At 68.6% G+C, this 25,952-nt stretch carries 25 protein-coding genes; 16 read left to right on the top strand and 9 right to left on the bottom strand.

The features are described 5' to 3' along the window. Nucleotides 1-185: 185 nt before the first annotated feature. From AC731_RS09665 to bioA, 6 genes are all read right to left on the bottom strand, one after another. Nucleotides 186-1,445, bottom strand: a complete 1,260-nt coding sequence (locus AC731_RS09665; protein ID WP_004261460.1) for an Hsp70 family protein — start codon at nt 1,443-1,445, stop codon at nt 186-188. An 89-nt stretch (nt 1,446-1,534) separates the two neighbouring features. Beyond that, nucleotides 1,535-2,833 carry a cytochrome P450 gene (locus AC731_RS09660; protein ID WP_048705612.1) on the bottom strand — a complete coding sequence of 433 codons (1,299 nt, stop codon included), beginning with the start codon at nt 2,831-2,833 and terminating at the stop codon, nt 1,535-1,537. Beyond that, the gene (gene bioB / locus AC731_RS09655; RefSeq protein ID WP_048705610.1) at nt 2,833-3,843 is read right to left on the bottom strand and encodes a biotin synthase BioB; all 1,011 of its coding nucleotides are present in this window, start codon (nt 3,841-3,843) and stop codon (nt 2,833-2,835) included. The genes AC731_RS09660 and bioB overlap by 1 nt, the downstream gene beginning before the upstream one ends. Further along, a complete protein-coding gene (gene bioD / locus AC731_RS09650) occupies nt 3,840-4,598 on the bottom strand; it encodes a dethiobiotin synthase (RefSeq protein ID WP_048705608.1) in 759 nt (252 codons plus the stop codon). Before bioD ends, bioB begins: the two co-directional genes overlap by 4 nt. Continuing rightward, entirely contained in the window at nt 4,595-5,818 is a 1,224-nt protein-coding gene (bioF, locus tag AC731_RS09645; RefSeq protein WP_048709947.1) for an 8-amino-7-oxononanoate synthase, read from the bottom strand. Before bioF ends, bioD begins: the two co-directional genes overlap by 4 nt. Then, a complete protein-coding gene (gene bioA / locus AC731_RS09640; RefSeq protein ID WP_048709945.1) occupies nt 5,784-7,121 on the bottom strand; it encodes an adenosylmethionine--8-amino-7-oxononanoate transaminase in 1,338 nt (445 codons plus the stop codon). The genes bioF and bioA overlap by 35 nt, the downstream gene beginning before the upstream one ends. A gap of 525 nt (nt 7,122-7,646) precedes the next feature. Here bioA and katG point away from each other — a divergent pair. The 4 genes from katG (at nt 7,647) to AC731_RS09615 (ending at nt 12,156) form a co-directional block, all read left to right on the top strand. Beyond that, nucleotides 7,647-9,821, top strand: a complete 2,175-nt coding sequence (katG, locus tag AC731_RS09635; RefSeq protein WP_048705606.1) for a catalase/peroxidase HPI — start codon at nt 7,647-7,649, stop codon at nt 9,819-9,821. 624 nt (nt 9,822-10,445) lie between these two features. Next, on the top strand, nt 10,446-11,318 hold the full coding sequence (locus tag AC731_RS09625) for a bactofilin family protein (protein ID WP_048705600.1): 873 nt from the start codon (nt 10,446-10,448) through the stop codon (nt 11,316-11,318). A gap of 14 nt (nt 11,319-11,332) precedes the next feature. Beyond that, complete coding sequence (locus AC731_RS09620; protein ID WP_156480692.1) at nt 11,333-11,581, top strand: hypothetical protein; 249 nt, start codon at nt 11,333-11,335, stop codon at nt 11,579-11,581. Beyond that, complete coding sequence (locus AC731_RS09615) at nt 11,578-12,156, top strand: histidine phosphatase family protein (protein ID WP_004261482.1); 579 nt, start codon at nt 11,578-11,580, stop codon at nt 12,154-12,156. The genes AC731_RS09620 and AC731_RS09615 overlap by 4 nt, the downstream gene beginning before the upstream one ends. A 63-nt stretch (nt 12,157-12,219) precedes the next feature. Here AC731_RS09615 and AC731_RS09610 read toward each other — a convergent pair whose 3' ends face one another. Genes AC731_RS09610 through pedF form a run of 3 tightly spaced genes read right to left on the bottom strand, consistent with a single transcriptional unit; the run spans nt 12,220 to nt 14,454 of the window. After that, nucleotides 12,220-13,113 carry a transporter gene (locus AC731_RS09610; protein WP_048705597.1) on the bottom strand — a complete coding sequence of 298 codons (894 nt, stop codon included), beginning with the start codon at nt 13,111-13,113 and terminating at the stop codon, nt 12,220-12,222. Between the two features lie 56 nt (nt 13,114-13,169). Beyond that, on the bottom strand, nt 13,170-14,027 hold the full coding sequence (locus tag AC731_RS09605) for a substrate-binding periplasmic protein (protein ID WP_048705594.1): 858 nt from the start codon (nt 14,025-14,027) through the stop codon (nt 13,170-13,172). Next, complete coding sequence (gene pedF, locus AC731_RS09600) at nt 14,017-14,454, bottom strand: cytochrome c-550 PedF (RefSeq protein ID WP_004261492.1); 438 nt, start codon at nt 14,452-14,454, stop codon at nt 14,017-14,019. The genes AC731_RS09605 and pedF overlap by 11 nt, the downstream gene beginning before the upstream one ends. Before the next feature lie 500 nt (nt 14,455-14,954). Between pedF and adh the strand changes: the two genes are divergently transcribed. From adh to AC731_RS09540, 12 genes are all read left to right on the top strand, one after another. After that, nucleotides 14,955-16,475 (top strand): aldehyde dehydrogenase, encoded by a 1,521-nt coding sequence (gene adh, locus AC731_RS09595; protein WP_004261496.1) that lies wholly within the window; start codon nt 14,955-14,957, stop codon nt 16,473-16,475. Nucleotides 16,476-16,564: 89 nt separating this feature from the next. Continuing rightward, entirely contained in the window at nt 16,565-16,945 is a 381-nt protein-coding gene (locus tag AC731_RS09590; protein ID WP_004261500.1) for a DUF779 domain-containing protein, read from the top strand. A 281-nt stretch (nt 16,946-17,226) separates the two neighbouring features. After that, nucleotides 17,227-19,245: a sigma-54-dependent Fis family transcriptional regulator gene (locus tag AC731_RS09585; protein ID WP_048709940.1), complete on the top strand. Its 2,019-nt coding sequence runs from the start codon at nt 17,227-17,229 to the stop codon at nt 19,243-19,245. A gap of 190 nt (nt 19,246-19,435) precedes the next feature. Further along, complete coding sequence (locus AC731_RS09580) at nt 19,436-19,915, top strand: 4Fe-4S dicluster domain-containing protein (protein ID WP_004261505.1); 480 nt, start codon at nt 19,436-19,438, stop codon at nt 19,913-19,915. Between the two features lie 12 nt (nt 19,916-19,927). Next, nucleotides 19,928-21,775 (top strand): aldehyde ferredoxin oxidoreductase family protein, encoded by a 1,848-nt coding sequence (locus tag AC731_RS09575; RefSeq protein ID WP_048705590.1) that lies wholly within the window; start codon nt 19,928-19,930, stop codon nt 21,773-21,775. Nucleotides 21,776-21,908: 133 nt separating this feature from the next. Then, nucleotides 21,909-23,201 (top strand): NAD(P)/FAD-dependent oxidoreductase, encoded by a 1,293-nt coding sequence (locus AC731_RS09570; RefSeq protein WP_048705587.1) that lies wholly within the window; start codon nt 21,909-21,911, stop codon nt 23,199-23,201. Nucleotides 23,202-23,209: 8 nt separating this feature from the next. Further along, nucleotides 23,210-23,479 carry a sulfur carrier protein ThiS gene (thiS, locus tag AC731_RS09565; RefSeq protein WP_004261512.1) on the top strand — a complete coding sequence of 90 codons (270 nt, stop codon included), beginning with the start codon at nt 23,210-23,212 and terminating at the stop codon, nt 23,477-23,479. 3 nt (nt 23,480-23,482) lie between these two features. Then, complete coding sequence (locus AC731_RS09560) at nt 23,483-23,791, top strand: hypothetical protein (RefSeq protein ID WP_048705582.1); 309 nt, start codon at nt 23,483-23,485, stop codon at nt 23,789-23,791. Between the two features lie 61 nt (nt 23,792-23,852). Continuing rightward, nucleotides 23,853-24,143 (top strand): DUF1330 domain-containing protein, encoded by a 291-nt coding sequence (locus AC731_RS09555; RefSeq protein ID WP_048705580.1) that lies wholly within the window; start codon nt 23,853-23,855, stop codon nt 24,141-24,143. Between the two features lie 78 nt (nt 24,144-24,221). Then, entirely contained in the window at nt 24,222-24,926 is a 705-nt protein-coding gene (locus tag AC731_RS09550) for an ABC transporter permease (RefSeq protein WP_048705578.1), read from the top strand. A gap of 8 nt (nt 24,927-24,934) precedes the next feature. Beyond that, complete coding sequence (locus tag AC731_RS09545; RefSeq protein ID WP_004261533.1) at nt 24,935-25,669, top strand: ABC transporter ATP-binding protein; 735 nt, start codon at nt 24,935-24,937, stop codon at nt 25,667-25,669. Nucleotides 25,670-25,704: 35 nt separating this feature from the next. Then, entirely contained in the window at nt 25,705-25,944 is a 240-nt protein-coding gene (locus tag AC731_RS09540) for a hypothetical protein (RefSeq protein WP_038011840.1), read from the top strand. Nucleotides 25,945-25,952 lie beyond the last annotated feature (8 nt).

The following is a 25,952-nucleotide window of genomic DNA, read 5'->3' as shown; positions in this document are numbered from 1 at the left end:
CCGCAGGCCCGCAATCGCGCGCGGACGCTGCTACATGGGCTGCTCCACATGCTCCAGCGTGCGATGCCTACGCTGGAGCGGAGCGCTCCGTAGAGCAGGCGGGCGGCGACGCGGAGCGGCGGCCGAGGGGAAAGCGGGCGAGGAGGAGAGCGGGCGAGGGCCCGCCACAGGGACGGGCGGGGCGGTCAGCCGTAGCGGCGCGCGGCTTCCACCGCGAGGCCGGCGCCGATGCTGCCGTAGAGGTCGCCTTCCACGCAGCGGGCCGCAGGCAGTTCGGCGGCGATGCGTGCGCGCAGCTGGGCGACGCCGCTGGCGCCGCCGGTGAAGTACACGGTGTCGACCTGGTCGCGGCGCAGGCCGGCGTCCCGCAGCAGCTGGCCCACGCATTCGCCGACGCGCTCGACCAGCGTGGCGGTGGCGGCGACGAAGTCGGCCGTGGTGATGGTGTGCTGCAGGCCGTCTTCCAGCCGGTCGAGGTCCATACGGGCTGCCGGCGCGGTCGACAGGTCGATCTTGGCCTGCTCCACCTGCAACGCCAGCCAGTGGCCTTCGCGCTGGCTCACGAGGCGCGCCAGGCGGTCGAGCTCGGTGCGGGCGGCAGCGTCGCGGTAGATGTTCTGCAGGTCGGCCCAGGCCTGGCGGCTGTAGGCGAAGTTGATGGTGTGCCAGGTGGCGAGCTGGAAGTAGAGGCTGGCCGGGATGTGGGCGCCGTTCTTCATCAGGCCGCGGTAGCCCAGCAGCGGCATCACGCAGTCCAGGCTCAGCGCGCGGTCGAAGTCGGTGCCGCCGATGTGCACGCCGGCGTTGCCGAGCAGGTCGTCGGCACGGTCGTCGCGGCGTGCGCGCTCGGGCGACAGGCGCACCAGCGAGAAGTCCGCCGTGCCGCCGCCGATGTCGGCGATCAGCACGACTTCCTCGGCGGCCAGCGAGCGCTCGTAGTGCAGCGCGGCGCCGATCGGCTCGAACTGGAAGCTCACCTCGCGAAAGCCGACCTGGCGGGCGATGGCTTCCAGCGTGTCCTGCGCCTTGCCGTCCGCGGCAGCGTCGTCGTCGACGAAGTGCACCGGGCGGCCGAACACCGCCTGGTCGAAGGCGCGGCCGGCCTGCCGCTCTGCGCGGCGCTTGAGCTCGCCGATGAAGCTCGCCAGCAGGTCGCGAAAGCGCAGCGCCCGCCCGCCGACCTCGGTCTGGCCGTCGATGAGGCTGGAGCCGAGCAGGCTCTTCAGCGCGCGCATCAGCCGGCCTTCATAGCCCTCGAGGTACTGCGCCAGCGCGTCGCGGCCGAAATGGGTGCTGTCCTCGTCGGCGTTGAAGAACACCGCGGACGGCAGTGTCGGCTTGTCGTCCTCGAGCATGAGCAGGGTGCTCGCATCGGGGCGCAGCCAGCCAACGGTGGAGTTGGAGGTGCCGAAGTCGATGCCGCAGGCGCGGGCGGGAGCGTGCATGGGGGCGGGCGGCGGCGGGCCGCGGGGCGGGAAGGGCCGCGCATGCTAACCGAGGGCGGCCCGCGCGTCCAAGGGGCAGCCCGCGCCGCTCAGCCTGCAGCGTGACCGGAGACGACGTCGAGCCGTTGCAGGCCGCGCAGCGCTGCATTCGTGTTCCAGCGCGGCTGCGTATCGCACAGGCGTAGCGTGGGCCAGCGCTGCGACACCTTGCGCAGCGTGATCGTCGCTTCCAGCAGCGAGAGTCCGGCGCCGATGCAGACATGCGGGCCGCTGCCGAAGGCGAGGTGGCTGCCTTCACGGCGGCTGATGTCGAAGCGGTCGGGCTCCGCGTAGCGCGCGGGATCGCGGTTGGCCGCGCCGATCAGCGCGATGACGAGATCGCCCCGGCGCAGCCGGTGGCCATGCCAGTCGAGGTCGGCGGCGACGCGTCGGCCGGTATATTGCACCGGGCTGTCGAAGCGCAGTACCTCCCGCACCGCGCCGGGCAGGGCGTCCGGGTCGGCCTGGATCGCGGCCCATTGCGCGGGATGGCGCAGCAGTGTGTACAGGCCGTTGCCGAGCAGGTTGCGGGTGGTCTCGTGGCCGGCGAACAGCAACATGGCGCATTGCGCCAGTACCTCGCCGTCGGCGCGTATCAGGCCCTCGGCCTCCGCCCGCAGCAGCAGGCTGACGAGGTCGTCGGCGGGCGCGCCGCGGCGCTGCGCCAGCACGGCCTCGAAGTAGCGCACGAGTTCGAGCAGGCTGCGTTGCGCCCGGCGCAACTGCGCCTCGTCCGGGCGCAGGGCACCGATGAAGGCGGCGAGGTCATCCGTCCACGCGGCAAAGCGCGCCTCGTCGGCCCGGTCAACGCCCAGCATTAGGCCGATCACGCGCGAGGGCAGCGGGCGCGCCACCGTCTCGATGAAGTCGAAGCCGGCGGCGGCGCCGGGTCCGTCGAGCCCGTCGAGCAGCTCATCGACCAGGTCTTCGATCCGGGGGGCCAGGCCGCGGACCAGCGACGGATGGAAGCCCGCACCCATCACGCGGCGCAGGCGGGTGTGGTCCGGGGCGTCGAGGAAGACCATCGCGCGCGCGAACAGGTGCTGGAAGCGGTCCAGCCCCGCGTGGGCGCGGCGCCCGGCGTAGCCGGCATCCACGCCCTCGATGCGCTTGACCCAGCCGCCGGTGCGTTGCGACGAGAAGCGCGGGTCGCGCAGCACGCGCTCGACGTCCTCGTGCCGGCTGAGCACCCAGGCGCCCTGGAAGAAACCGTCGTTCCAGTGCAGCGGCCCCGCCTCCCGCCACTGGCGATAGACGGGGTAGGGGTTCTGCAGGAACGCATCGTCGAGCGCTACGTCGGGCCCCGCGGCGGGCACGCCCGGCGCCCGCGCGATGGCTTCGGCCAGCATCAGTCGGCCTGGCCCTGGATGCGCATGTCGAGGCGCTCGAGCAGGCTGCGGTCGCGCCCGGTACGGGGGTTGGAGGTCGTCAGCAGGTGGTCGCCGTAGAAGATCGAATTGGCGCCCGCCATCAGGCACAGCGCCTGCAGCGCATCGTCCATCTGCTCGCGCCCGGCCGACAGGCGCACGTAGGTGCGCGGCATGGTGATGCGGGCGACGGCGATGGTGCGCACGAACTCGAAGGGGTCGATCGGCTCGACGTCGGCCAGCGGCGTGCCCGGGATGGGAACGAGGTTGTTGATGGGCACCGACTCGGGGTAGGGCTCGAGGTTGGCGAGCTGCGCGATGAGGCCGGCGCGGTGTGCGCGCGTCTCGCCCATGCCGACGATGCCGCCGCTGCACACGTTGATGCCGGCCGCCCGCACGTTGTCGAGGGTGTCGAGGCGGTCCTGGTAGGTCCGCGTGCCGATGACCTTGCCGTAGTACTCGGGCGCGGTGTCGAGGTTGTGGTTGTAGTAGTCGAGGCCGGCGTCCTTCAGCGTGCTGGCCTGGTCGGCGTCGAGCATGCCCAGCGTCATGCAGGTCTCGAGGCCGAGCGCCTTCACCTCGCGCACCATCGTCGTCACGCGCTCCATGTCGCGCGCCTTGGGCGAGCGCCAGGCTGCCCCCATGCAGAAGCGGCTGGCGCCCTGCGCCTTGGCGGCACGGGCGGCCTCCAGCACCTCATCGACCGGCATCAGCTTCTCGGCCTTCAGGCCGGTGTCGAAGTGCGCGGACTGCGAGCAGTAGCCGCAGTCCTCGGCGCAGCCGCCGGTCTTGATCGACAGCAGGGTCGAGAGCTGGATCTCGCTCGGGTCGAAGTGTTCGCGATGGACCTGCTGGGCGCGGAACACGAGGTCCATGAAGGGCAGGGCGAACAGCGCCTCGACGTCCTCGACGCGCCAGCGCCCGGGGCGGCTGTTGGCGGGCGTCGCGGTGCGGCGAAGGTCTTCGGGGGATAGGCTGGCGAGCGTGGTCATGCTGTCTCCGTCGATAGTGAGTTGGATCTGAAAAGGGCGTGGATCGCCGGAACGTTGAGGTAGGGCGCGATGGCCGTGGGGCTCGCGACCGGCAGGCGCGGCACGAGGCCGAGGCAGGGCGCGGACCCGAGACCGCGGGCCAGGGCGTCGAGGTTGCCGTCGAGATGGGGCATCCGCGGATCGACGACGTTGGCGACCCAGCCGCACAGGTGCAGGCCGCGGGCGCGCACGGCTTCGGCGGTCAGCAGCGCGTGGTTGATGCAGCCCAGGCGCAGGCCGACGACGAGGATGACCGGCAGGCCGAGGTCGACCGCGAGGTCGGCGCTGCTCCAGCGGCCGTCGTCGTCGAAGGGCACGTTGAAGCCGCCGACGCCCTCGACGACGAGGCGGTCGCAACGTGCGGCGGCCGCATGGACGGCGGCGAGCACGGCGTCACGGTCGATGGTCCGGCCTTCCAGCCGCGCGGCGATGTGTGGCGCGCAGGCGGCGTCGAGCTGGCAGGGGCAGATCTCCGGTACGTCGAGGGTGACCGAGCTGACCGCGCGCAGGGCGTGCACGTCCTCGTTGATGCGTTCGCCGTCGATCAATGCGGTGCCGGCGGCGATGGGCTTGAGGCCGGCGACACGCAGGCCCGTGCGGGCGAGCAGGCCGACCAGGGCGGCGCTGATCGCGGTCTTGCCGATCTCGGTGTCGGTGCCGGTCACGAACACGCCGTCAAGCGCGGAAGCGGGCCGGGTGGCGGGGAGGGCATTCATGGCTGGAGCGGTTCCTCGGAAAGCTGTTCGAGCGCATCGCACAGTCGGGCGACGTCGGTCGCCGCATGGGCGGCGCTCAGCGTGATGCGCAGGCGTGCGGTGTGCGCCGGCACGGTGGGCGGGCGGATGGCCGGCACCCACAGGCCGCGCGTCTCGAGCGCGGCCGACAGGGCGAGCGCAGTCGTATTGTCGCCGACGATCAGCGGCTGGATGGCAGTTTGCGAGTCTGCCAGCCGCCAGCCGCAAGCGGGGCGGCGTGCGATCAGCGCGTGCAGGCGCGTGCGCAGGTCGGCCACCAGGGCCTCGAGGTGCTGCCGCCGGCGTCGGCCTTCGTCGCCGGCAATCAGCCGCAGGCTGGCCGCCAGCGCATGCGCCTGGGCTGGCGGCATTGCAGTGGTGTAGATGTAGCTGCGCCCGCCCTGGACGAGCGCATCGATGATCGCCGGGTGCGCTGCGACGAAGGCGCCGCCCACCCCGGCGGCCTTGCCGAGCGTGCCCATGTGGATCAGGCGCTCGCTGCGCAGGCCGAAGTGCGACAGAGCGCCGCGGCCGTCCGCGCCCAGCACGCCGAACCCGTGCGCGTCGTCGACGATGAGCCAGGCGTCGTGGCGCTCGGCCAGCGCCAGCAGCGCGGGCAGCGGCGCGAGGTCGCCATCCATGCTGAACACCGCGTCGGTGACGATGAGCTTGATCGCTGCCCTGCAGTTGCACAGCATGGCGTCGAGCAGGTCGAGGCGGCCATGCGGATAGCGCCGCATCTGGGCGTCGGCCAAGAGGCCGCCGTCGATCAGCGAGGCGTGGTTGAGCTTGTCGGCGAAGATCGCGGCCTCGCCGTCGCCGAGCGTGGTCAGCAGCGCGAGGTTGGCCATGTAGCCGCTGCAGAAGAGCAGCGCCTCGGCACCCGGGATGCAGGGCGAGAGCAGGGCGGCGAGCGCGGCCTCGAGCTCGGCGTGCGCGCGGCTGTGCCCGCTCACCAGGTGCGAGGCCCCGCTGCCCGCGCCCCAGCGTGCCGCGCCCTCCGCCAGCGCGGCGACCAGTTCGGGGTGATGCGCCAGCCCGAGGTAGTCGTTGCTGCAGAAGCCCAGCAATTCGCGCGTCGTGCCATCTGCTGCCTGCAGTCGTTGCCGGGGGCCGCAGGGGGTTTCGGCAATCCGCCGGCGGCGACCCAGCGCCGCGGCCTCGCGCTCAAGCCGTCGCTGGTTCAGGTGCGCGATCAGCATCGGGGCGCGAATTCCGCGGGCGGTTGGCGAGCGTCTGCTCGAGCGTTGTCAGGGTCTGCGTGGCGAGCCACTGCGCAAGCTCTGCGTCGAGCAGGTAGGGCGGCATCAGGTAGACGGTGTGGCCGATCGGACGGATCAGCAGGCCGTTGTCGCGGCCGGCGAGATGGAAGCGTTCGGCGAAGCGCTCGCCTGCCACGTCGGCGCGTACGTCGAAGGCCCAGATCATGCCCGTGTGGCGCAGGTGCTCGATGCGCGCGTCGTCGCCAAGCGGCGCCAGTGCGGTACTCAGCAGCGGGGCGGTGGCACGGTTGCGCGCCAGTACGTCGTCCTCTGCAAAGCGGTCGAGCACGGCGAGCGCGGCGCGGCAGGCGAGCGCGTTGCCGGTGTAGGAGTGCGAGTGCAGGAAGCCGCGTGCCACGTCGTCGTCGAGGAAGACCTCGTAGATCGCATCGCGCGTCAGTACCAGCGACAGGGGCAGATAGCCGCCGCTGATACCCTTCGACAGGCAGACGAAGTCGGGCCACAGCGGCGCCTCGCCGGGTAGCGCCGCCTGCTCGAAGGCGAAGAAGCTGCCGGTGCGGCCGCAGCCCACGGCAATCTCGTCGGCGATCAGGTGGACGTCGAACGCGTCGCACAGGGCGCGCAGACCGCGCAGGTAGGCGGCGTCGTGCAGGGCCATGCCGGCCGCGCACTGCACCAGCGGCTCGACGATGACGGCGGCGATGTGTTCGTGCCGCGCCTCGAACAGTGCCCGCACGTCGGCGAGCGCACGGGCGGCCACGTCCGCAGCCGACTCGCCGGGCAGGGCCTGGCGCGCGTCGGGCGACATCACGAGATGGGCCCGCATCAGCAGCGGATCGTAGGCGTCGCGGAACACGGCGACGTCGGTGACGGCCAGGGCTCCGAGCGTTTCACCGTGATAACCTTGGCGCAGGCAGACGAACTCGCGCTTGTCGCTGCGCCCCAGGTTACGCCAGGCGTGGAAGCTCATCTTGAGCGCGATCTCCACCGCCGAGGCCCCGTCGCTGGCGTAGAAGGCATGGCCGAGCACACCGCCGGTCATGGCGCGCAGGCGCTCGGCCAGCTCGACGGCGGGTGCATGCGTGCAGCCCGCCAGCATCACGTGCGGCAGGGTCTCCAGTTGCTCGCGCAGTGCCGCATTGATGCGCGCATCCGCGTGGCCGAACAGATTCACCCACCACGAGCTGTTGGCATCGAAGTAGCGGGCTCCGGCGTAGTCATGCAGCCACACGCCTTCGCCGCGCGCGATCGGCAGCGGCGGCACGGTGCCCAGGCGCTGCATCTGGGTACAGGGGTGCCACACGTTGTCGATGCTGCGGCGCTGCCACGCAGCCTGTGCGTCCGTGCTGCCCAGCACCTGTGACGTGGGGTTGATCAGCATTTCGTGATTTTGAATTCATAATTACGAGGCCTGCGATTGTGTCAGCAGCGACGCAAAATGTGAATACGCGACCGAAGCCTCTCGCGATGTTCCGCTGTCGGGGCGCGCTATCCGGTGCCCGAACCCAGGCCTTCTGCCGTGATGCCTCAGGTGGCATCCCGCGCCTGCTGCAGGAAGGTGTGGCGCAGGACCGCCTGGCGCCTGATAGTTGATCATGCTGTTAATGGAAATATTTTAATAGTTTCACTCAATATCTCTCATTGCTGTGGCGATCAACGCGCTTTGCTACATTGAATTCGTGCGCAGCAGATGACGAAGACCACGGAATGCGTGCGGACGGGAACGATCGTGCCTGGCCCGGGGACATATCGGGGCGATCGTGTTACTCGCGGACTTGAGCCAACGACGTGACGACAGGAGAACGAAATGAGTGAGAACAGCATGAACACGGCGGGCAAGTGCCCGGTGATGCACGGCGGTAACACCGCCGCGGCCAATTCGGTCATGGCATGGTGGCCGAAGGCGCTTAACCTCGACATCCTCCACCAGCACGACACCAAGACCAATCCGCTGGGTGCGGACTTCAACTACCGCGAGGAGCTGAAGAAGCTCGACGTCGACGCGCTGAAGAACGACCTCAAGGCCCTGATGACCGACAGCCAGGAATGGTGGCCGGCCGACTGGGGCCACTACGGCGGCCTGATGATCCGCATGGCCTGGCATGCCGCGGGCACCTACCGCATCGCCGACGGCCGCGGTGGCGGCGGCACCGGCAACCAGCGCTTCGCCCCGCTCAACTCCTGGCCGGACAACGGCAACCTCGACAAGGCGCGCCGCCTGCTGTGGCCGATCAAGAAGAAGTACGGCAACAAGATCAGCTGGGCCGACCTGATCATCCTCGCGGGCAACATGGCCTACGAATCGATGGGATTCAAGACCTTCGGCTTCGCCTTCGGTCGCGAGGACATCTGGCACCCCGAGAAGGACATCTACTGGGGTTCGGAGCGGGAATGGCTTGCGCCCAGCGGCAGCGAGGGCTCGCGCTACTCCGGTCAGCGCGACCTCGAGAACCCGCTCGCCGCGGTGATGATGGGCCTGATCTACGTGAATCCGGAAGGCGTCGATGGCAAGCCCGACCCGATCAAGACCGCGCACGACATGCGCGTGACCTTCGCCCGCATGGCGATGAACGACGAGGAAACCGTGGCGCTGACCGCCGGTGGCCACACCGTCGGCAAGACGCACGGCAACGGCAGCGCGGCCAACCTCGGCCCGGCGCCCGAAGGGGCGGATCTCGAGGAGCAGGGCTTCGGCTGGATGAACCATACCACCCGCGGCATCGGACGCAACGCCGTGACCAGCGGCATCGAAGGTGCGTGGACCACGCATCCGACGAAGTGGGACAACGGCTACTTCGACATGCTGTTCAAGCACGACTGGTGGCTGCAGAAGTCGCCGGCCGGGGCCTGGCAGTGGGAGCCGGTGAACATCAAGGAAGAGGACATGCCGGTGGACGTGGAAGACCCGTCGATCCGCCGCAAGCCGATCATGACCGATGCCGACATGGCGCTGCGTTTCGACTCCGAGTACCGCAAGATCGCCGAGCGTTTCCGCAACGACCAGGCCTACTTCGAGGAGGTCTTCGCCCGTGCGTGGTTCAAGCTGACGCACCGCGACATGGGGCCGAAGGCGCGCTACATCGGCCCGGACGTACCTGCCGAGGATCTGATCTGGCAGGACCCCGTGCCTGCCGGCAACAAGGGCTATGACGTGGCCGCGGTGAAAGCGAAGATCGCCGCTGCCGGCCTGTCGGTGAGCGAGATGGTCGCCACCGCGTGGGACAGCGCCCGCACCTTCCGCGGCTCGGACTACCGGGGGGGCGCCAATGGTGCGCGCATCCGCCTGGCCCCGCAGAAGGACTGGGAGGGCAACGAGCCGGCGCGCCTGGCCAAGGTGCTGGCAGCGTACGAGAAGATCGCCGCCGAGACCGGTGCCAGCGTGGCGGACGTGATCGTGCTGGGCGGCAACGTCGGTCTGGAACAGGCGATCAAGGCCGCGGGCTTCAGTGTCGAGGTGCCGTTCGCCCCGGGCCGCGGCGACGCGACACAAGCGCAGACCGACGTCGAATCCTTCGAGGTACTCGAGCCGCTGCATGACGGCTTCCGCAACTGGCAGAAGAAGGACTACGTGGTCCAGCCCGAGGAGATGCTGCTCGACCGCGCCCAGTTGCTCGGCCTGACCGCGCCGGAGATGACGGTGCTGATCGGTGGCATGCGCGTGCTCGGCGCCAACCACGGTGGCAGCCAGCACGGCGTCTTCACCGATCGCGTCGGTGCGCTGACGAACGACTTCTTCGTCAATCTCACCGACATGCGCTACAGCTGGAAGCCCTCCGGGCGCAACAGCTACGCCATCGTCGATCGCAAGAGCGGCGCCACCAAGTGGACCGCGACCCGGGTCGATCTGGTTTTCGGTTCGAACTCGATCCTGCGCGCCTACGCCGAGGTGTATGCCCAGGACGACAGCAAGGAAAAGTTCGTGAAGGACTTCGTCGCGGCCTGGACGAAGGTCATGAACGCCGACCGTTTCGACCTGAAGTGATCGCGGTGCGCCTGCGCCGGTCGGGGCGGCCATCCGGGTCGCGCTGACCGGCGCAGGCGGGTGAACGCCGGCATGGGGCACCTTCGGGTGCCCCGTTTTCGTTCCGGGCGCGCATCCAGCGCCGCCCGCAGCGGGTTTCCTCCGCGGGCGGACCGGGCGCGGACTTTGGCGTATACTCCCGCCTGCTCGTTTTCGCATCACTTCCCATCTGCCATGCCGCTTTCCGCTGCCTCCCCGTTCTCGCACGCGTTCGACGCCGCGGGACAGCGCGTGGGCGGCCGGCTGAGCGCCGCATCGTGCCGCGACACCATCAGGTTGGCGCAGGCATTCAAGGTCACAGGGTCCCCGGCCGTGCTTTTCTCGGCCGTGCGGGGCCGGAACCGGGACTGATCCCAGGCCACCCCGCACGGCACCTTGCCAGGACACATGTCGTTCGTGTCCTGATCAACGTGCAGCCAGCGCGGGAACCTGAAGCTTTCCTCGATACCTCAAGGCCTTGACCGGCCAGTTCCCTGACCCATTCAGGGATGAGACCCTCTTCAGGCGGAACCCTTTCCTCGCCCGGGCTGCAACCGAATCGCCGCGCTGCATGCGCGGCGGCGATCTGCACTTGGGTGATGTCTCATGGTTCTCACACGTAGTTTCGTCAGGGCGAAGCGTCCCTGCACCGACGGATTCCGCTGGTTCGTGCGCCAGTTCGACGAAGGCGGAAATTATCAGGAGTTGCTCGACACGATGGTGGCCGCCGGCCGCGTCGGCGATGCGTGCTGGCTGCTCGAACAGTTCGGGCCGACCGGCGAGGTGCGCGTGGTCGATGCGATCGAGGCGGATGCCGTCGTGTTTGCCGGCACGCTGCAGGTACGCGGCAATGTCGACGTCGAAGGCAAGCTGCATGTCGGCGGCGGGCTGCAGGTCGATGGCGGCGTGCGCGTCGGCGGCGACCTGATCGTCGGTGGCGACCTGCGCGTCGAGGGCAACGTCCGGGGCGAGGGCCGCGTCACCATCGATGGCGATCTGCGTGCCGGCTGGGGTGTGGAGTCGGCTGGCGACCTGCACTGCGGTGGCGAGGCGCGCATCGGCTGGGACTTGCGTTGCGGCGGCCGCTTGCGGATCGACGGTAATGCCTTCATCGGGCTCGAGCTGCACAGCGAAGGCGAGTTGCGCTGTGGCAAGGGGCTGCAGGTCGGCGGTGACATCCGCGCCGAAGCCAATGTCCGCGTCGGTCAGGGCATTGCCGCCGGCGGCTCGGTCCATGGCGCCATGCACCTGGAGGCGGGCTGGGGCATCAAGGCCGGCGGACTGATTAGCGCCGAAGCGGCGATCCGTGCGGGCGAAAGCCTGCAAGCGGGGGAGGGCATCCGCGCGGGCAAGGGCTACGGCGTATTCGCCGGCCTGGATGTGCAGGTCGAGTCGTGGGAAAGCAGTGCGCGCGTCAGCGCCCCCGAGAAGCCCGCAGGCTTGATGAGTGGCTGGTGGGCCGGCCCGGCATTGTGCTGAGGGAGGGGTCGGAGGTGAACGCACTGGCCATTTCCCCGCGGGCGTCGGGTGCTTTCCCGCAGCCGCCGCCCCTGCGCTACGTCGCGATCCTCGACAAGCGCCTGCACGACCTCGGCAGCGAGGCCGATCCCCGCCTGCGCGAGGACCTGAACACGCGCATGATCCTGTTCGGCGCGGGCTGGAGCCCGAGCCGCCTGCAGGCAAGCGGTGTGCTGCGCCCGGCGGAAAACTCGGCGCCAGGGTGCGTGTCAGAGGGCACATGAATGCCCTTGTCGCCACCACGCTCCTCCTTGCCAGCCTCCTCGCCGCCGCCCCCGTGCTGGCGGCGGATGCCTTGTGGGCCGCGCTGCGCGGCGGCGGACATGTCGCGCTGATGCGCCATGCCACCGCGCCGGGGGTGGGTGACCCGGACGGGTTCAAGGTCGAGGACTGCGCTACCCAGCGCAACCTGTCGGCGGTGGGTCGTGACGAGGCGCGGCGCATCGGCGAGCGTTTTCGGGCGCAGGGTATCGCCGCCGCGCGCGTCTACGCCAGCCAGTGGTGCCGCTGCCTCGATACCGCGCGCTTGCTGGACCTGGGCGAGATCACGCCATTCGCCGGGCTGAATTCCTTCTTCCGCGACGGGGCGCGCGAAGCCGTGCAGACGGCCGAAGTGCGTGCGCTGATCGCGCGCGAGCTGGCGTCGGGCGCGCCCGCGCAGGGGCCGCTGGTGCTCGTCACGCATCAGGTCAACATCACCGCGCTCAGCGGCATCGTTCCGGCGTCGGGCGAGATCGTAGTGTTGCGTGCCGACGGCGATGCGCTGACGGTGGTCGGGCGGATGCGCGCGGACGACTGAAAACGCGCCGGCGCAAAAGCCCGCTCAGGCCGGCGGACCGATGCACGGTCCGCCGGCGGATGCTCAGAACACCTTCAGCAGGCGCAGGTTGAGCCGGCTGTCTTCCTTGGCGCCGTTGTCCACCGAGATGTCGCGACCGACGTTGGCGATCAGCTGCAGGCTGGGTTCGACGAACCAGGCCGTACCGATCGTGAACTTCGAGCGATTCGTTTCATCGTCCTGCGACACGCCGCCCAGTTTCGTCTCGCCGCCCCAGTAGCGCGACACGCTGGCGCGCAGGTCGAGCGTGTCCGACACGTGGTAGCGCAGCCAGGCCTGGGCTTGCCAGGTCGTGTCCTGCTCCAGCGTGTCGCCGGCGGCGTTGGCCTTCTTGTTGTCGCCGTGAATCGTGGCGTCCAGCACCAGGTCCATCGTCCACTTCGGGCTCAGGCGCTTGATGTAGCCGGCCTGCAGGATGTGGCTGTAGCGGTCGGCGCCGATGTTGAGGGCGTCGTGGCGGTCGTAGTCGCCGGTGGGCACCGACAGGAAATAGGTGAGGCCGAAGTAGTCGCCCGCCTTCGGGTCGTTGTGCAGCCACAGCGTGGCGCCGAGCAGGGTGTCGCCGAAGCCGCTCGGGCTGTTGACACCGGCATCGGCCAGCGCGCCCTTGGCGTCGATGCCGACGTAGGGGACGATGATCTGCGGGTCGATGATGTAGTCGCCGATGCGGGTGAAGTAGACGTAGCGGAACAAGGCCGCATCGGTGCTGAGCTTGCCCGGCCCCTTGCGACCGTCGGCGTAGAGATGGTCGATCTCGGCATGCTGGTAGTACACCAGCGCGAGCTGCGTGCCTTCGGGCAGCGCGGTGTAGTCGCCGGCATCGACGTCGAGGGCCGAGGCGGCCCCGGACGCGGCCAGCGCATAGCCGGCGAGGGCGCTGCGGGCGAGGGCGGTGCGCAGGCGCTTGGATGGATTCATCGTGTTGTCTCCTCTTTGTGTTGTCGTTTTGCTGCGGGTGGAAAAGGTTCTCGAGCTCAGGGCGTGTTGAGGCTCAGGCCGTGTTCGGCATAGAGCCGGGCAAGCGCGCCGGAGCGCTGCAACTCGGCGAGCGCGCCCGCCAGCGCATCGGCCAGCGGTCCGGCATCGGCCTTCACCGCCATGCCGATCGGCCACTGGCTGGCGCGCATCTCGGGCAGCGTTAGGCGGTCGAGGGCGAAGTTGCCCTCGCCACCCAGCGCGCCCTGCAGTTCGGTGTGCGTGCCCATTACGGCGGCGACCTCCCCGCGCCGCATCGCCTCGACGGCTTCGGCGAGCGAACGGAAGTGCCGTACCTGCTCGCGCAGGCGGCCGTTGAGCACGTGCAGCAGGAAGTCGCTGGCGTGCGTGTCCACCTCGGCGCCGATCGCTTCGCGGGTGAAGACCTCCAGCCCCACCGCGGCCGATCCGGCGACCGGCGGCACACGTGCCGGGTTGCGGGCGATGGCCATGGTCTCGAGGTGGTAGGGGCCGAAAATCTTCACCTTGTCGTGCTGTGCGGCGAAGCGCGCATCGACGGGCACGTGCAGCATCAAGTCGCCCGGACGCGTGCCGAGATAGTGGCCGCGCCACACCATGTTGCGCAGGTCGTCGCCCATGTCTTCGCCGGGGGGGAACTCGACGAATTCGGCGCGCAGTCCGAGCTTCTCGGCCAGCGCCTTGCCGAGCGCCACATCCACGCCCTTGCCGCGCGCCGAGTAGGGCGGGAAGTCGGCATACACCGCGATGCGCAGTGCGCCGGGCTGCTGCGTTTCGACCGTGGTGTCCGCGGCGAGCGCACGGGCGGCACCGGGCAGGGCGGCCTGGGCGAGCACGGCACCGGCGGCCAGCAGGAGGCGGCGGCGGTCATTCTTCATGGACGGTCTCCAGCCAGGCGCGGATCGCCCACATCGCTTCCTGCGTCAGCGTGCCTTCGAAGGGCGGCATGTAGACCGCGCCGTTGCGGGTCACGCCGTTGCGGATGCGCTGGATGAAGTACTCGTCGCCTTCGTCGCCGAGCGGCAGCATGCGCAGGTCCGGCGCGATGCCGCCGGAAACCGCGCCCAGCCCGTGGCAGCGGGCGCAGTTCTGGTTGTAGGCGGAATCGCCGATGCGGATGGCGTCGGGGTTCTTGCGGTAGGGGTTCTGTTCCAGCCAGTCGCCGCCGATCTGCTTCAGCGCCGAGGTGTCGACCGCCTGCGGCGTGACGTCGCCGTGCGCATGGGCAAGGGCAGCGCAGGCCGACAGCGTGGCCGCGAGGATGGTCGTTCGCAGGCTGCGGCAGCCGTTGAGGGAATGGGTCATGTCTTCCTCCGTTGTTGTACTGGTCGATCTGGAGCAGCCGCGGGAGCGAAGCCTCGACCCCGCAGCGGCCGGCCTGCCGCAGGGGTGCAATGGCTGTGCCACTCGGATGGCGCAAGCGAAGGCCGGGACCGGACGTTCGCGCTGCAAGCCTTGCGCTGGCGCGGGTTGCAGCGCGTGGTGCGCTTGCGGATGGCCGATGTACGGCAGCCGGCATTGGCAGGCGCGCTCTGCTCCATGCGTTCCGAACACGTCCGGAGCACCTGCTACCGCAGGGCGGGATGGAGCATCGTGGAGCAGGCGCGCCATTGCTCCAGCGACGCCGGCCTTCTGGAGCAGATGCTCAGGACTGACATGCTCCAAATGCCTGTGACGCGGCGAAGGAACGCTGGATTGTTTCTAAGTGCTTGATTTGTAGAGGGGCGAGGCGGCTGGCACGAGCCATGCTGAATGCTGCCCGTGGCGATCGACGCCCGATGACACATCACACGAGGAGACTGATCATGCTGTACGCAATGCCCGGCCAGGCTGGTGCCAAGGTTCAATACAAGTCCCGCTACGACAACTTCATCGGTGGCAAGTGGGTGGCCCCGGTCAAGGGCCAGTACTTCGACGTGGTCACGCCGATCTCCGGCCAGAAGTACACCCAGGCCGCACGGTCCACGGCCGAGGACATCGAGCTCGCCCTCGATGCCGCACACGCCGCCTTCCCGAAGTGGGGCAAGACCGACGCCGCCACCCGTTCGAACGTCCTGCTCAAGATCGCCGACCGCCTCGAGCAGAACCTGGAACTGCTTGCCTACGCTGAAACCGTCGATAACGGCAAGCCGATCCGTGAGACGCTCAATGCCGACATCCCGCTCGCCGTCGACCACTTCCGTTACTTCGCGGGCTGCCTGCGTTCGCAGGAAGGCGGTATCTCGGAGATCGACGAGAACACCATGGCCTATCACATCCACGAGCCGCTGGGCGTGGTCGGCCAGATCATTCCGTGGAACTTCCCGATCCTGATGGCGGCGTGGAAGCTCGCGCCTGCGCTGGGGGCGGGCAACTGCGTGGTGCTCAAGCCCGCCGAATCGACCCCGGTGTCGATCCTGGTGCTGATGGAGCTGATCGCCGACCTGCTGCCGCCGGGCGTGCTCAACATCGTCAATGGCTATGGTCGTGAGGCCGGCATGCCGCTCGCCACCAGCAAGCGCATCGCCAAGATCGCCTTCACCGGCTCGACCTCCACCGGCCGCGTCATCGCCCAGGCCGCCGCCAACAACCTGATCCCGGCCACGCTGGAACTGGGTGGCAAGTCGCCCAACATCTTCTTCGCGGACGTGATGGACAAGGACGACGCCTTCCTCGACAAGGCGATCGAGGGCCTGGTGCTGTTCGCCTTCAACCAGGGCGAGGTATGCACCTGCCCGAGCCGCGCGCTGATCCAGGAATCGATCTACGACCGCTTCATGGAGCGCGCGCTCAAGCGCGTCGCCGCCATCAAGCAGGGCAGCCCGCTCGACACCGACACCATGATGGGCGCGCAGGCCTCGGCCGAGCAGATGAGCAAGATCCAGTCGTACCTGCAGCTCGGCAAGGAAGAGGGCGCCCAGGTGCTGATCGGCGGCGCGCGCGCCCAGCTTGACGGCGAGCTGGCCGACGGCTTCTACATCCAGCCGACGCTGTTCAAGGGCCACAACAAGATGCGTATCTTCCAGGAGGAGATCTTCGGGCCGGTGCTCGCGGTGACCACCTTCAAGGACGAGGCCGAGGCGCTGTCGATCGCCAACGACACCCTGTACGGCCTGGGCGCCGGCGTGTGGAGCCGCAACGGCAACGTCGCCTACCGCATGGGTCGCGCCATCCAGGCAGGGCGCGTGTGGACCAATTGCTACCACGCCTACCCGGCGCACGCGGCCTTCGGCGGCTACAAGGAATCGGGCATCGGCCGCGAGACGCACAAGGTCATGCTCGACCACTACCAGCAGACCAAGAACCTGCTGGTGAGCTACAGCGAGAACAAGCTCGGCTTCTTCTGAGCGACCGTCCTCTCTCCCCATGCCCTGTCCGGGGCATCTCCTCGGGGGCGGGCGACCGCCCCCTTTTTTGCATTGCGGAGGACGAAGCCATGGTCGAACGTGTCATTGCCACGCCTGCGGCGCTGGAGCTGATCGCGCAGCTCAAGGCCGAGTATGGCCCCGAGCTGATGTTCCACCAGTCCGGCGGCTGTTGCGACAACAGCGCGGCGAACTGCTACCTGCCCACCGACCTCACGATCGGCCCCCACGACGTGCATCTGGGCGCCATCGGCGGCGTGCCCTTCTACATCAGTGCCTCGCAGTATGAATACTGGAAGCACACGCAACTGATCATCGACGTCGTCGACGGCCACGGCGGGACCTTCTCGCTGGAAGGCAATACCGGCAAGGCCTTTCATACCCGGTCGCGGCTGTTCGACGATGCCGAGATGGCGGCGATCGAGGACGAGGACCGGTTGCGGGGCCGTTGACCGGCCCCGGTCCGCAGCCGTATCGACAGCCAGCGCCTGCAGACCTCGCGCAGTGTCAGATGGCGCAACTGGAGCACATGGAGCAGGTCGCCAGCTGCTCCATGTGCTCCATTGCGCGCCCAAAATGCAAGCGTTAACCGGTGGCAAAGGTCTTGCATTACTCTCCTATAAAGAATCGGAAGCATCCAATGTGAAGCGATCCGGTCCGAACAATGTCCAAAAGGCAGGTGGCAATGCCGGCGATTGCGCACGGTACGGCGGCCGATGGTGGAGACAAGAACATGGGTCAGACCCTCACGCGCGCAGCGCAGGCTGCGACGCTGGAGTCCTTGCGGCGGCAGTTCTTCGAGCTCGGACGGGTGCCGGAGGCCGGCCTGCCGGCGCCGGTGATGCGTTCGTGGCAGCGTTGCCGCAAGAACGGACTCGACGAGCGTGACATGCGGCGTGTCGACAACGCGACGCGGAGCGAATTCTCGATGGCACGCGAACGCAACGGTCGCCTGCTGAGCCACGCGAGCGGCGTCATGGAGCATCTGTACGAGCAGATCCGCTCGTCCGGCAGCCTGGTGGTGCTGTCCGACGCCCAAGGCATGATCCTGCACGCGATCGGCGACCCCGGCTTCGTCGACAGCGCGAGCCGCGTCGCGCTGCAGCCGGGCGCCGACTGGAGCGAGGAGCACCGCGGCACCAATGCCGTCGGGTCGGCACTGATCGAGCGCAGTCCGGTCGAGATCTTCGGCGGCGAGCACTATCTGCAGCGCAACAGCATCCTCACCTGCAGTGCAGCCCCCATCTTCGACCCATGCGGACAGATGCTGGGGGTGCTGGACATTTCCGGCGACCATCGCGCTTACCAGCCGCATACGCTCGGGCTCGCACGGGTCGGCGCGGGATTGCTCGAGCGCCGACTGTTCGAAGCCGATCACGCGCGTCACATCCTGATTGCCTTCCATGACCGGCCAGAAGGCGTGGGCGGCCTGCAGGAGGGCCTGCTGGCCGTGTCGGGCGAGGGCGAGATCATGGGCGCCGACCGTCTCGCGCGGGCGCTGCTGGGCATCGACGAACGCCCCTGCACCAGCCTTGGCGGCTTCGCCAACCTGTTCCGCACCGCGCTGGGGACGATGCTCGATCGGGCGGCGCGCTCGCCCGAGGCCTTGCTGGAGCTCGAGTTGCGTAACGGGGCCGTGGTGTTTGCCCGCGCACGGGCAAGCATGGCGTTTCACCTGTCGCGTTCGCCGCTGTCCTCGCCCGCGCGGGGCACCGCGTCGCGGGCCGCCACGCGTGCCCGCAGTGCCGCCGTTGCGGCGGAGGGACGCATCACGCTCGAGCACCTCGCCACCGGCGATGCCGCGCTGCAACTGGCCCTCGACCGCGCCGGCAAGGTCATCGGACGCAACATCCCGCTGCTGATCCAGGGGGAGTCGGGCGTGGGCAAGGAGTTGCTGGCCCAGGCCTGCCACAACAGCGGGCCGCGTGCGAGTGGCCCCTTCGTGGCGCTGAACTGTGCGGCCATCCCTGAGAACCTGATCGAGTCCGAGCTGTTCGGCTACGTCGGCGGCGCCTTCACCGGTGCCCGGCGTGAAGGCGCGGTCGGCCGCATCCAGCAGGCGCATGGCGGCACGCTGTTCCTCGACGAGATCGGCGACATGCCGCTGTCGATGCAGGCGCGACTGCTGCGCGTGCTGCAGGAGCGACGGGTGGTGCCGATCGGCGCGAGCGAGGCGATTCCGGTGGATATCGCCCTGGTCTGTGCCACGCACCGGGTGCTGAGCGAGTCGGTCAAGGCCGGCAGCTTCCGCGAGGATCTGTATTACCGCGTCAATGGCCTCACGGTCTATCTGCCGCCGCTGCGCGAGCGCAGTGACATCCGTTGCATCGTCGAGCGCCTGATCGACGAGGATCTCGATGGCCGCGCGCCGGGCAGCGTCACGGTGAGCGAGGAGGTCATGCACTTCTTCGAGCGCTATGCCTGGCCCGGCAACATCCGCCAATTGCAGAACGTGCTGCGGGTGGCGCTCGCGCTGCTGGACGACCACGAGGACGTGATCCTCTCGCGCCATCTGCCCGAGGAAATCTTCAGTTCGGAGGCCGGTGCGACCGAAGGGCTGCCCGCGCCCGTCCGTGCCCCGGTGGCGATCGCAGCGCACGCGGCCAGGACGCGCGGTCGCCGGCTGAAGGACGTGCAGGAGGACACGATCCTGCGCGTGCTGGCCGAGTACGACGGCAACGTGTCGGCCGCCGCACGTGCGCTGGGCATCGCGCGCAATACGCTGTACCGCAAGCTCGGTCGCGATTTCTGATTCCTTTTACGTAAAAAGGGGTATTCCCGGGTTGACCTTTGATGGACGCAACATATGCTCTGAGTTTCATAGGCAGTTCGATCTCTGAACTGCCTGTGTGCGGATCGAACGGCGCAGACCGGTTTGTCCGGCAGCGGCGTCCGCATGCGAAAAGCGGCTGCAAACCAAGGAAAGAACGAGGAGACGATCGATGTGGAAAGCACTGCACATTGATCCCGCGAAGTGCACCGGCTGTCTGCAATGCGAGATGGCCTGTTCCTACGAGCACACCGGGGTCATCAATCCGAGCAAGTCGCGCATCAAGGTGTTCAACTTCGAACACGAGGGCCGCAAGGTTCCCTACACCTGTACGCAGTGCACCGAGGCCTGGTGCCTGAATTCCTGTCCGGTGGATGCGATCCGCATCGACCTGTCGACCGGCGCCAAGATGGTGTTCGAGGACACCTGTGTGGGCTGCAAGGTGTGCACGATCGCCTGTCCGTTCGGCACCATCAATTACAACCAGGATACCGGCAAGGTGCAGAAGTGCGATCTGTGCGAGGGCAACCCCGCCTGCGCCAGCGCCTGTCCGACCGGCGCCATCACGTATGTCGATGCCGACTGGACCGGCATCGACAGGATGCGCGCCTGGGCCGCCAAGGCCAACACTCCGGCTTCGGCCGCTGCCTGAGGAGGACGGATCATGGGATGGAATCGCAAGATCCTGCGGGTGAACCTCACGGCCGGCACCTGTACGGAAGAACCGCTGAACATGCAGTGGGCCGACGACTATCTTGGCTCGCGCGGCCTGGCCACCAAGTACCTGGTGTCCGAGATCGACCCCAAGGTCGATCCGCTGTCGCCCGACAACAAGATGATCATGGCCACCGGACCGCTCACCGGCACCATGGCCTCGACCGGCGGGCGCTACACCGTCGTCACCAAGGGGCCGCTGACGGGTGCCATCGCCTGTTCGAACTCGGGCGGCTTCTTCGGCGCCGAAATGAAGTTCGCCGGCTGGGACATGGTGATCTTCGAGGGCAAGGCGGCGAAGCCGGTGTGGCTCTACATCGAGAACGACAAGGCCGAATTGCGCGACGCGTCCGGCCTGTGGGGCAAGAGCTGCTGGGAGACCGAGGAGCAGATCAAGGACGAGCTGCAGGACCCGCTCGTGCGCATCTCGTCGATCGGCAAGGCGGGCGAGAACCAGGTGCTGTATGCCTGTGTGGTCAATGACCTGCATCGCGCGGCCGGCCGTTCCGGCGTGGGCGCGGTGATGGGCTCGAAGAACCTGAAGGCGGTGGCCATCCGCGGCACCAAGGGCGTGTCGGGCATCAAGGACTTCGGCGCCTTCCTCAAGGCGACTAACGACGCCAAGAAGGTGCTCGCCGACAACGCCGTGACCGGCCAGGGGCTGCCCAAGTACGGCACCCAGGTGCTGATGAACGTGATCAACGAGATCGGCGCGCTGCCCACCCGCAACCACCGCGACGTGCAGTTCGAGGATGCCTCGAAGATTTCCGCCGAGGCGATGCACGAGAAGCGCGAGTCCGATGGCAAGACCCACCTCGTCACCAATGCCGCCTGCTTCGGCTGCACCATCGCCTGCGGTCGCATCTCGGAAATCGACAAGGGGCACTTCACCGTCAAGAACAGCCCGAAGTACTGGGGGGCCTCGGGCGGCCTGGAGTACGAGGCCGCGTGGGCGCTCGGTGCGGCCAATGGCGTGGGCGACCTCGAGGCGCTGCAGTACGCCAACCTGATCTGCAACGAGCAGGGCATGGACCCGATCTCCTTCGGCGCCACCGTCGGCGCGGCGATGGAGCTCTACGAGCTGGGCATCCTCAACGACGAGAAGATCGGCATTCCGGCGCCTTTCGGTTCGGCCGAGGCGCTGGCGAAGATGGTCGAGATGACCGCGGTGGGCGAGGGTTTCGGCAAGGAGCTCGGCATGGGCAGCAAGCGCCTGTGCGAGAAGTACGGCCGTCCCGAGCTGTCGATGAGCGTGAAGGGCCAGGAATTCCCCGCCTACGACTCGCGCGGCATCCAGGGCATGGGGCTGGCCTACGCCACCTCCAACCGCGGCGCCTGCCACCTGCGCGGCTACACCGTGGCGTCCGAAGTGCTCGGCATCCCGGTCAAGACCGATCCGCTCACCACCGACGGCAAGCCCGAGCTGGTGAAGGCCTTCCAGGATGCCACCGCGGTGTTCGATTCGGCCGGCATCTGCGTGTTCACCAGCTTCGCTTGGACCCTGGCCGACGTGCAGCCGCAGGTGGCTGCCGCCTGCGAGGGCGACTGGAGCATGGAGAAGCTGAACGAGGTCGGCGAGCGCATCTGGAACATGGAGCGCATGTTCAACAACGCTGCCGGCTTCACCGCCAGGGACGACAACCTGCCGCCGCGCCTGACGCAGGAACCGGCCAAGACGGGCCCCGCCAAGGGGCTGGTCAACGGCCTGGCGAAGATGCTGCCCGAGTACTACCAGGTGCGTGGCTGGACGCCCGAGGGCCAGCCGACCGCCGAGACGCGGGCGCGTCTGGGGCTGTGAGCGTGTGAGCGCGCGCGGGCGCCCCCGGGGTGTCCGCGCTGCGGGTTCGAATCGCGCGGGCGCGCAGGCCAGCGGGTCTGCGCGCCACACCCGGCCCTGTGCCGCGGGGCGCGTCTGGCTTGAGGATGCTCCAATGAAACACCTGATTCTCGGCAACGGCCCGGCGGGCGTCGTGGCCGCCGAAACCCTGCGCAAGGCCGCGCCGCAGGACGAGATCGTCATGGTCGGTCACGAGGATGCACCGCCATATTCGCGCATGGCCATTCCCTACCTGCTCGAAGGCAACATCGACGAGGCGGGCACGTATCTGCGCAAGGGCGCCGACCATTTCGAGCGCCTGCGCATCCGCCAGATGCGTGGCCGCGCGGTGGCGCTCAACACCGACAAGCGCTCCGTGCTGTTCGATGACGGTCATTTCGAAAGCTACGACCGTCTGCTGATCGCCACCGGTTCGCATCCGGTGCGCCCGCCGATTCCCGGCGTCGCTCTGCCCGAGGTGCAGACCTGCTGGACGCTGGCCGATGCACGCGCGATCGCCGCCCATGCCAGGCCGGGCGCGCGCGTGCTGCAGCTCGGTGCGGGTTTCATCGGCTGCATCATCATGGAGGCGCTGGCCAAACGCGGCGTGCAGCTCACCGTGGTGGAAATGGGCGACCGCATGGTGCCGCGCATGATGACGCCCAAGGCCGGGGGCATGATCAAGCGCTGGGTCGAGGACAAGGGCATCCGGGTCCTCACCTCGGCGGGCGTGCAGCGCATCGACCGCGGCAGCGAAGTCGGTGCCGACGCACCACTGGCGGTAACCTTGTCCACCGGCGACCGTCTGGACTGCGACCTCGTCATCGTCGCCGCGGGTGTCGCGCCCAATGTCGGCTTTCTGGAGGAAACCCCCGTGCATGTCGCCAAGGGCGTGCTCGTCGATGACCGCATGGAAACCTCGGTGCCCGGCATCTTCGCCGCCGGTGACGTGGCCGAGGCGCCGGATCTCTTCACCGGCGCGCACCTCGTCGCCGCCATCCAGCCCAACGCCGCCGACCAGGCGCGCATCGCGGCGATGAACATGGCGCGTGGTGCCACCTTCAGGGACACGAAGCTCAATGGCGTGCTGGCGATCAACGTGCTCGACACGCTGGGCCTGATCTCCTCGTCCTTCGGCCAGTGGTGGGGTGAGAAACCCGATGCCGGCGGCAGCGGTGTCGAGCTGGTCGACGAGGCGCGCTACCGCTACCTGAGCCTGCAGTTCAAGGACGACGTGCTGGTCGGCGCCACCGCCATCGGCCTGACCCAGCACGTGGGCGCGCTGCGCGGCCTGATCCACGGCCAGGTCAGGCTCGGCGACTGGAAGGACCGTCTGCTCGCCAACCCGCTGGCCTTCGTCGACGCCTACGTCGCGCGCAGCCAGCAGCCCATGGCACTGGCACGCTGAGGCGGCGCATGGAGACCCGTGTGACGATCCGCATCGCCTTCAAGCTCTTTGCCTCGCTGTCGGACTATCTGCCCGAGGGCCACCGCGGCAACCGGCTGGAACTGGACGTGGGCGAGGGCACGACCGTGGCGGACATGATCCACCGTTACCGCGTGCCCGAGCGCAGCGCCCACCTGGTGCTGATCAACGGCCACTTCGTGCCGCCGGCCGAGCGCGCGAAGCGCCGCCTGCAGGACGGCGACGAGCTCGCCATCTGGCCGCCGATCGCCGGCGGCTGAGGCATGGCCTTCATCCACGGCCCGGTGCCTGAATCTTTCGAGCGCCAGGTTACCGCCACCGCGCGCGAATTCGAACGCGACCTGCGCCAGGCCTGGCCCGCGGTGCAGAGCAGCGCGGAAACTCGGCGCCTGAGCGTGCAGGACGGGGCTCAGACGCTCGTCATCGAGCTGGAGCCGGCCGGCGTGCGTCGCCTGGGGCTGTTCAAGCTGCCGCAGTTGATCGTACGCTACCGCTTCGGGCCCGGTGAAGAAGCCGCGCGCCACGCGCTGCTGGCCCGTCTCGACCGGGCGATGCAGAAGGGTGGGGGGTGAGCCGCGAGGTCGCGATCGCCACCCGATCGATCGGTTCGAATGAGGCAATGGAGGCGCACGGGTGAGCAAGGGATACGTAGTCGGTCATATCACGGTGAAGGATGCGGACAAGTGGGCAGAGTACCGTAGCCGGGTACCCGAAACCCTCGCCCCGTGGCAGGCGGAACTCGTCTTTCGTGGCCATCAGGTGGCGGCGTTCGCGGGCGAGAGCCCGCATGCGGACGTGGTCGTCATCCGCTTCCCGAGTGTCGCGGCAGCGCACGGATGGTTCGCTTCGCCCGCCTATCAGGCGCTGATTCCGCTGCGCGAGCAGGCGGCCGAGGTGGTGCTGCTGAATTGCGAGTCCGTGTAGCGGCAGCGGGGGCGGCCCCCGCCGGGCAGGGCATCCGCCGTTCCGGTGCGGCCGGCCTTTCGGGTATGCTCCCCGCCGATGTCCGCCTTCGCCGCCACCTTCTCCGATGCCTTGTCCTTGCTCGCCACCTTCGACCACACCGTGGCCGAGATCGTGGTGCTGTCGCTGCAGGTCAGCGGCGGCGCGGTGCTGCTGGGTACGCTGATCGGGCTGCCGCTGGGCGCCTGCATCGCGGTCGGACGCTTCCCGGGCAAGAGCACGCTGTCGGTCCTCATCAACGGCATGATGGGGCTGCCTTCGGTGGTCGTCGGCGTGGTGGTCTACCTGCTGCTGTCGCGATCGGGGCCGTTCGGCAGTTTCGGGCTCTTGTACACGCCGCTGGCGATGGTCGTCGCCCAAACCTTGCTCGTCGTGCCCCTGATTGCGGCGATCACGCGCCAGGTGGTGGAGGACGTGTGGCAGCGCTACGCGGAAGAACTGCAACTGATGCGCTTCTCATGGTGGGACAGCGTCACCACGCTGCTGTACGACTGCCGCCACTCGCTGCTGGTGGCCGTGCTCGCCGGCCTGGGGCGGGCGATGAGCGAGGTCGGGGCGGTGATGATCGTCGGCGGCAACATCGACCGCGCGACGCGCGTGATGACCACCGCAATCGCGCTCGAGACCAGCAAGGGCGACCTCGCGCTGGCGATCGCGCTCGGCATCGTGCTCATCGTCATCATCCTCGTGCTCAACGCGCTGGCCTTCGTGCTGCGCCACTGGGCGATGCGGCGCTACGGCTGAGACGGACGATGGCGATCTTCCCCCTGCGCATCCGCGACCTGCGTTACCAGCCCAACGGCCGCGAGGTGCTGGCCGGTATCGATCTCGATCTGGGCGACGAGGGCATTACCCTGGTGCTGGGCCCCAACGGGGCGGGCAAGAGCGTGCTGCTGCGCACGATCTGCGGCCTGATCGAACCGGATGCCGGCAGCATGACCTGGGGCGACGAGGGCATCCGCCGGCCCGAGCAGGGCGTGATGATGGTGTTTCAGCGGCCGATGATGCTGCGCGCCTCGGTGAGGCACAACGTGGCGCTGGGCCTGAAGCCGCTCGGTGTGTCCGCGGCCGAGCGCAGGCGGCGGGCGCTGGCGATGCTCGAGCGTGTCGGTCTGGCCGACCGTGCCGAGGACAGCGCGCGCCAACTCTCCGGCGGCGAACAACAGCGCCTCGCACTGGCCCGTGCATGGCTGACGAAGCCGCGCCTGCTGCTGCTCGACGAGCCCACCGCCAGCCTCGACCCCTCGGCCAGCGGCGAGGTCGAGCGCATCATCCGCGAGATCCGTACCGACGGCACCCGCATCCTGATGGTCACCCACAACCTCGGCCAGGCCACCCGCCTGGGCGACGACATCGTCTTCATGTCCGGCGGACGGGTGCGCGAGCATACGCCGGTACAGCGCTTTTTCGCCCGGCCGCAGTCCGACGAGGCGCGGTTGTTCATCCAGGGCGAGTTGCCATGGCGGATGCGCTTTCACGGTGCATGACCGTGCCTGACGACACCTCTGAGAATCTTTAGACCATGCAGAACGCTTCCCCGCGGCGGATGCCGCTTTCCGCGCTGATGCTGTTCGTGCTGGCTGTACTGTGCGCGCTGGCCGCCGTCGTCTGCTTTGCCGGCGAGGGTGCGCGCTTGCATCCGGCGCTGGCCGACCCGATGGCCGGCCTGGCCTTCCTGGTGTCGGCCGTGGCGCTGGCCGGTGCGGGCGCTTTTCCGCTGGTGATGGTGCGGCTGGCGGCTCGGGACGATGACGTGGGCTGATCTGTCGG

This window comes from Thauera humireducens (genome assembly GCF_001051995.2).
Taxonomy (GTDB): Bacteria; Pseudomonadota; Gammaproteobacteria; order Burkholderiales; family Rhodocyclaceae; genus Thauera; species Thauera humireducens.
Note: the sequence above shows the minus strand (reverse complement) of the source record. Positions and strands in the feature narration are given on the sequence as shown.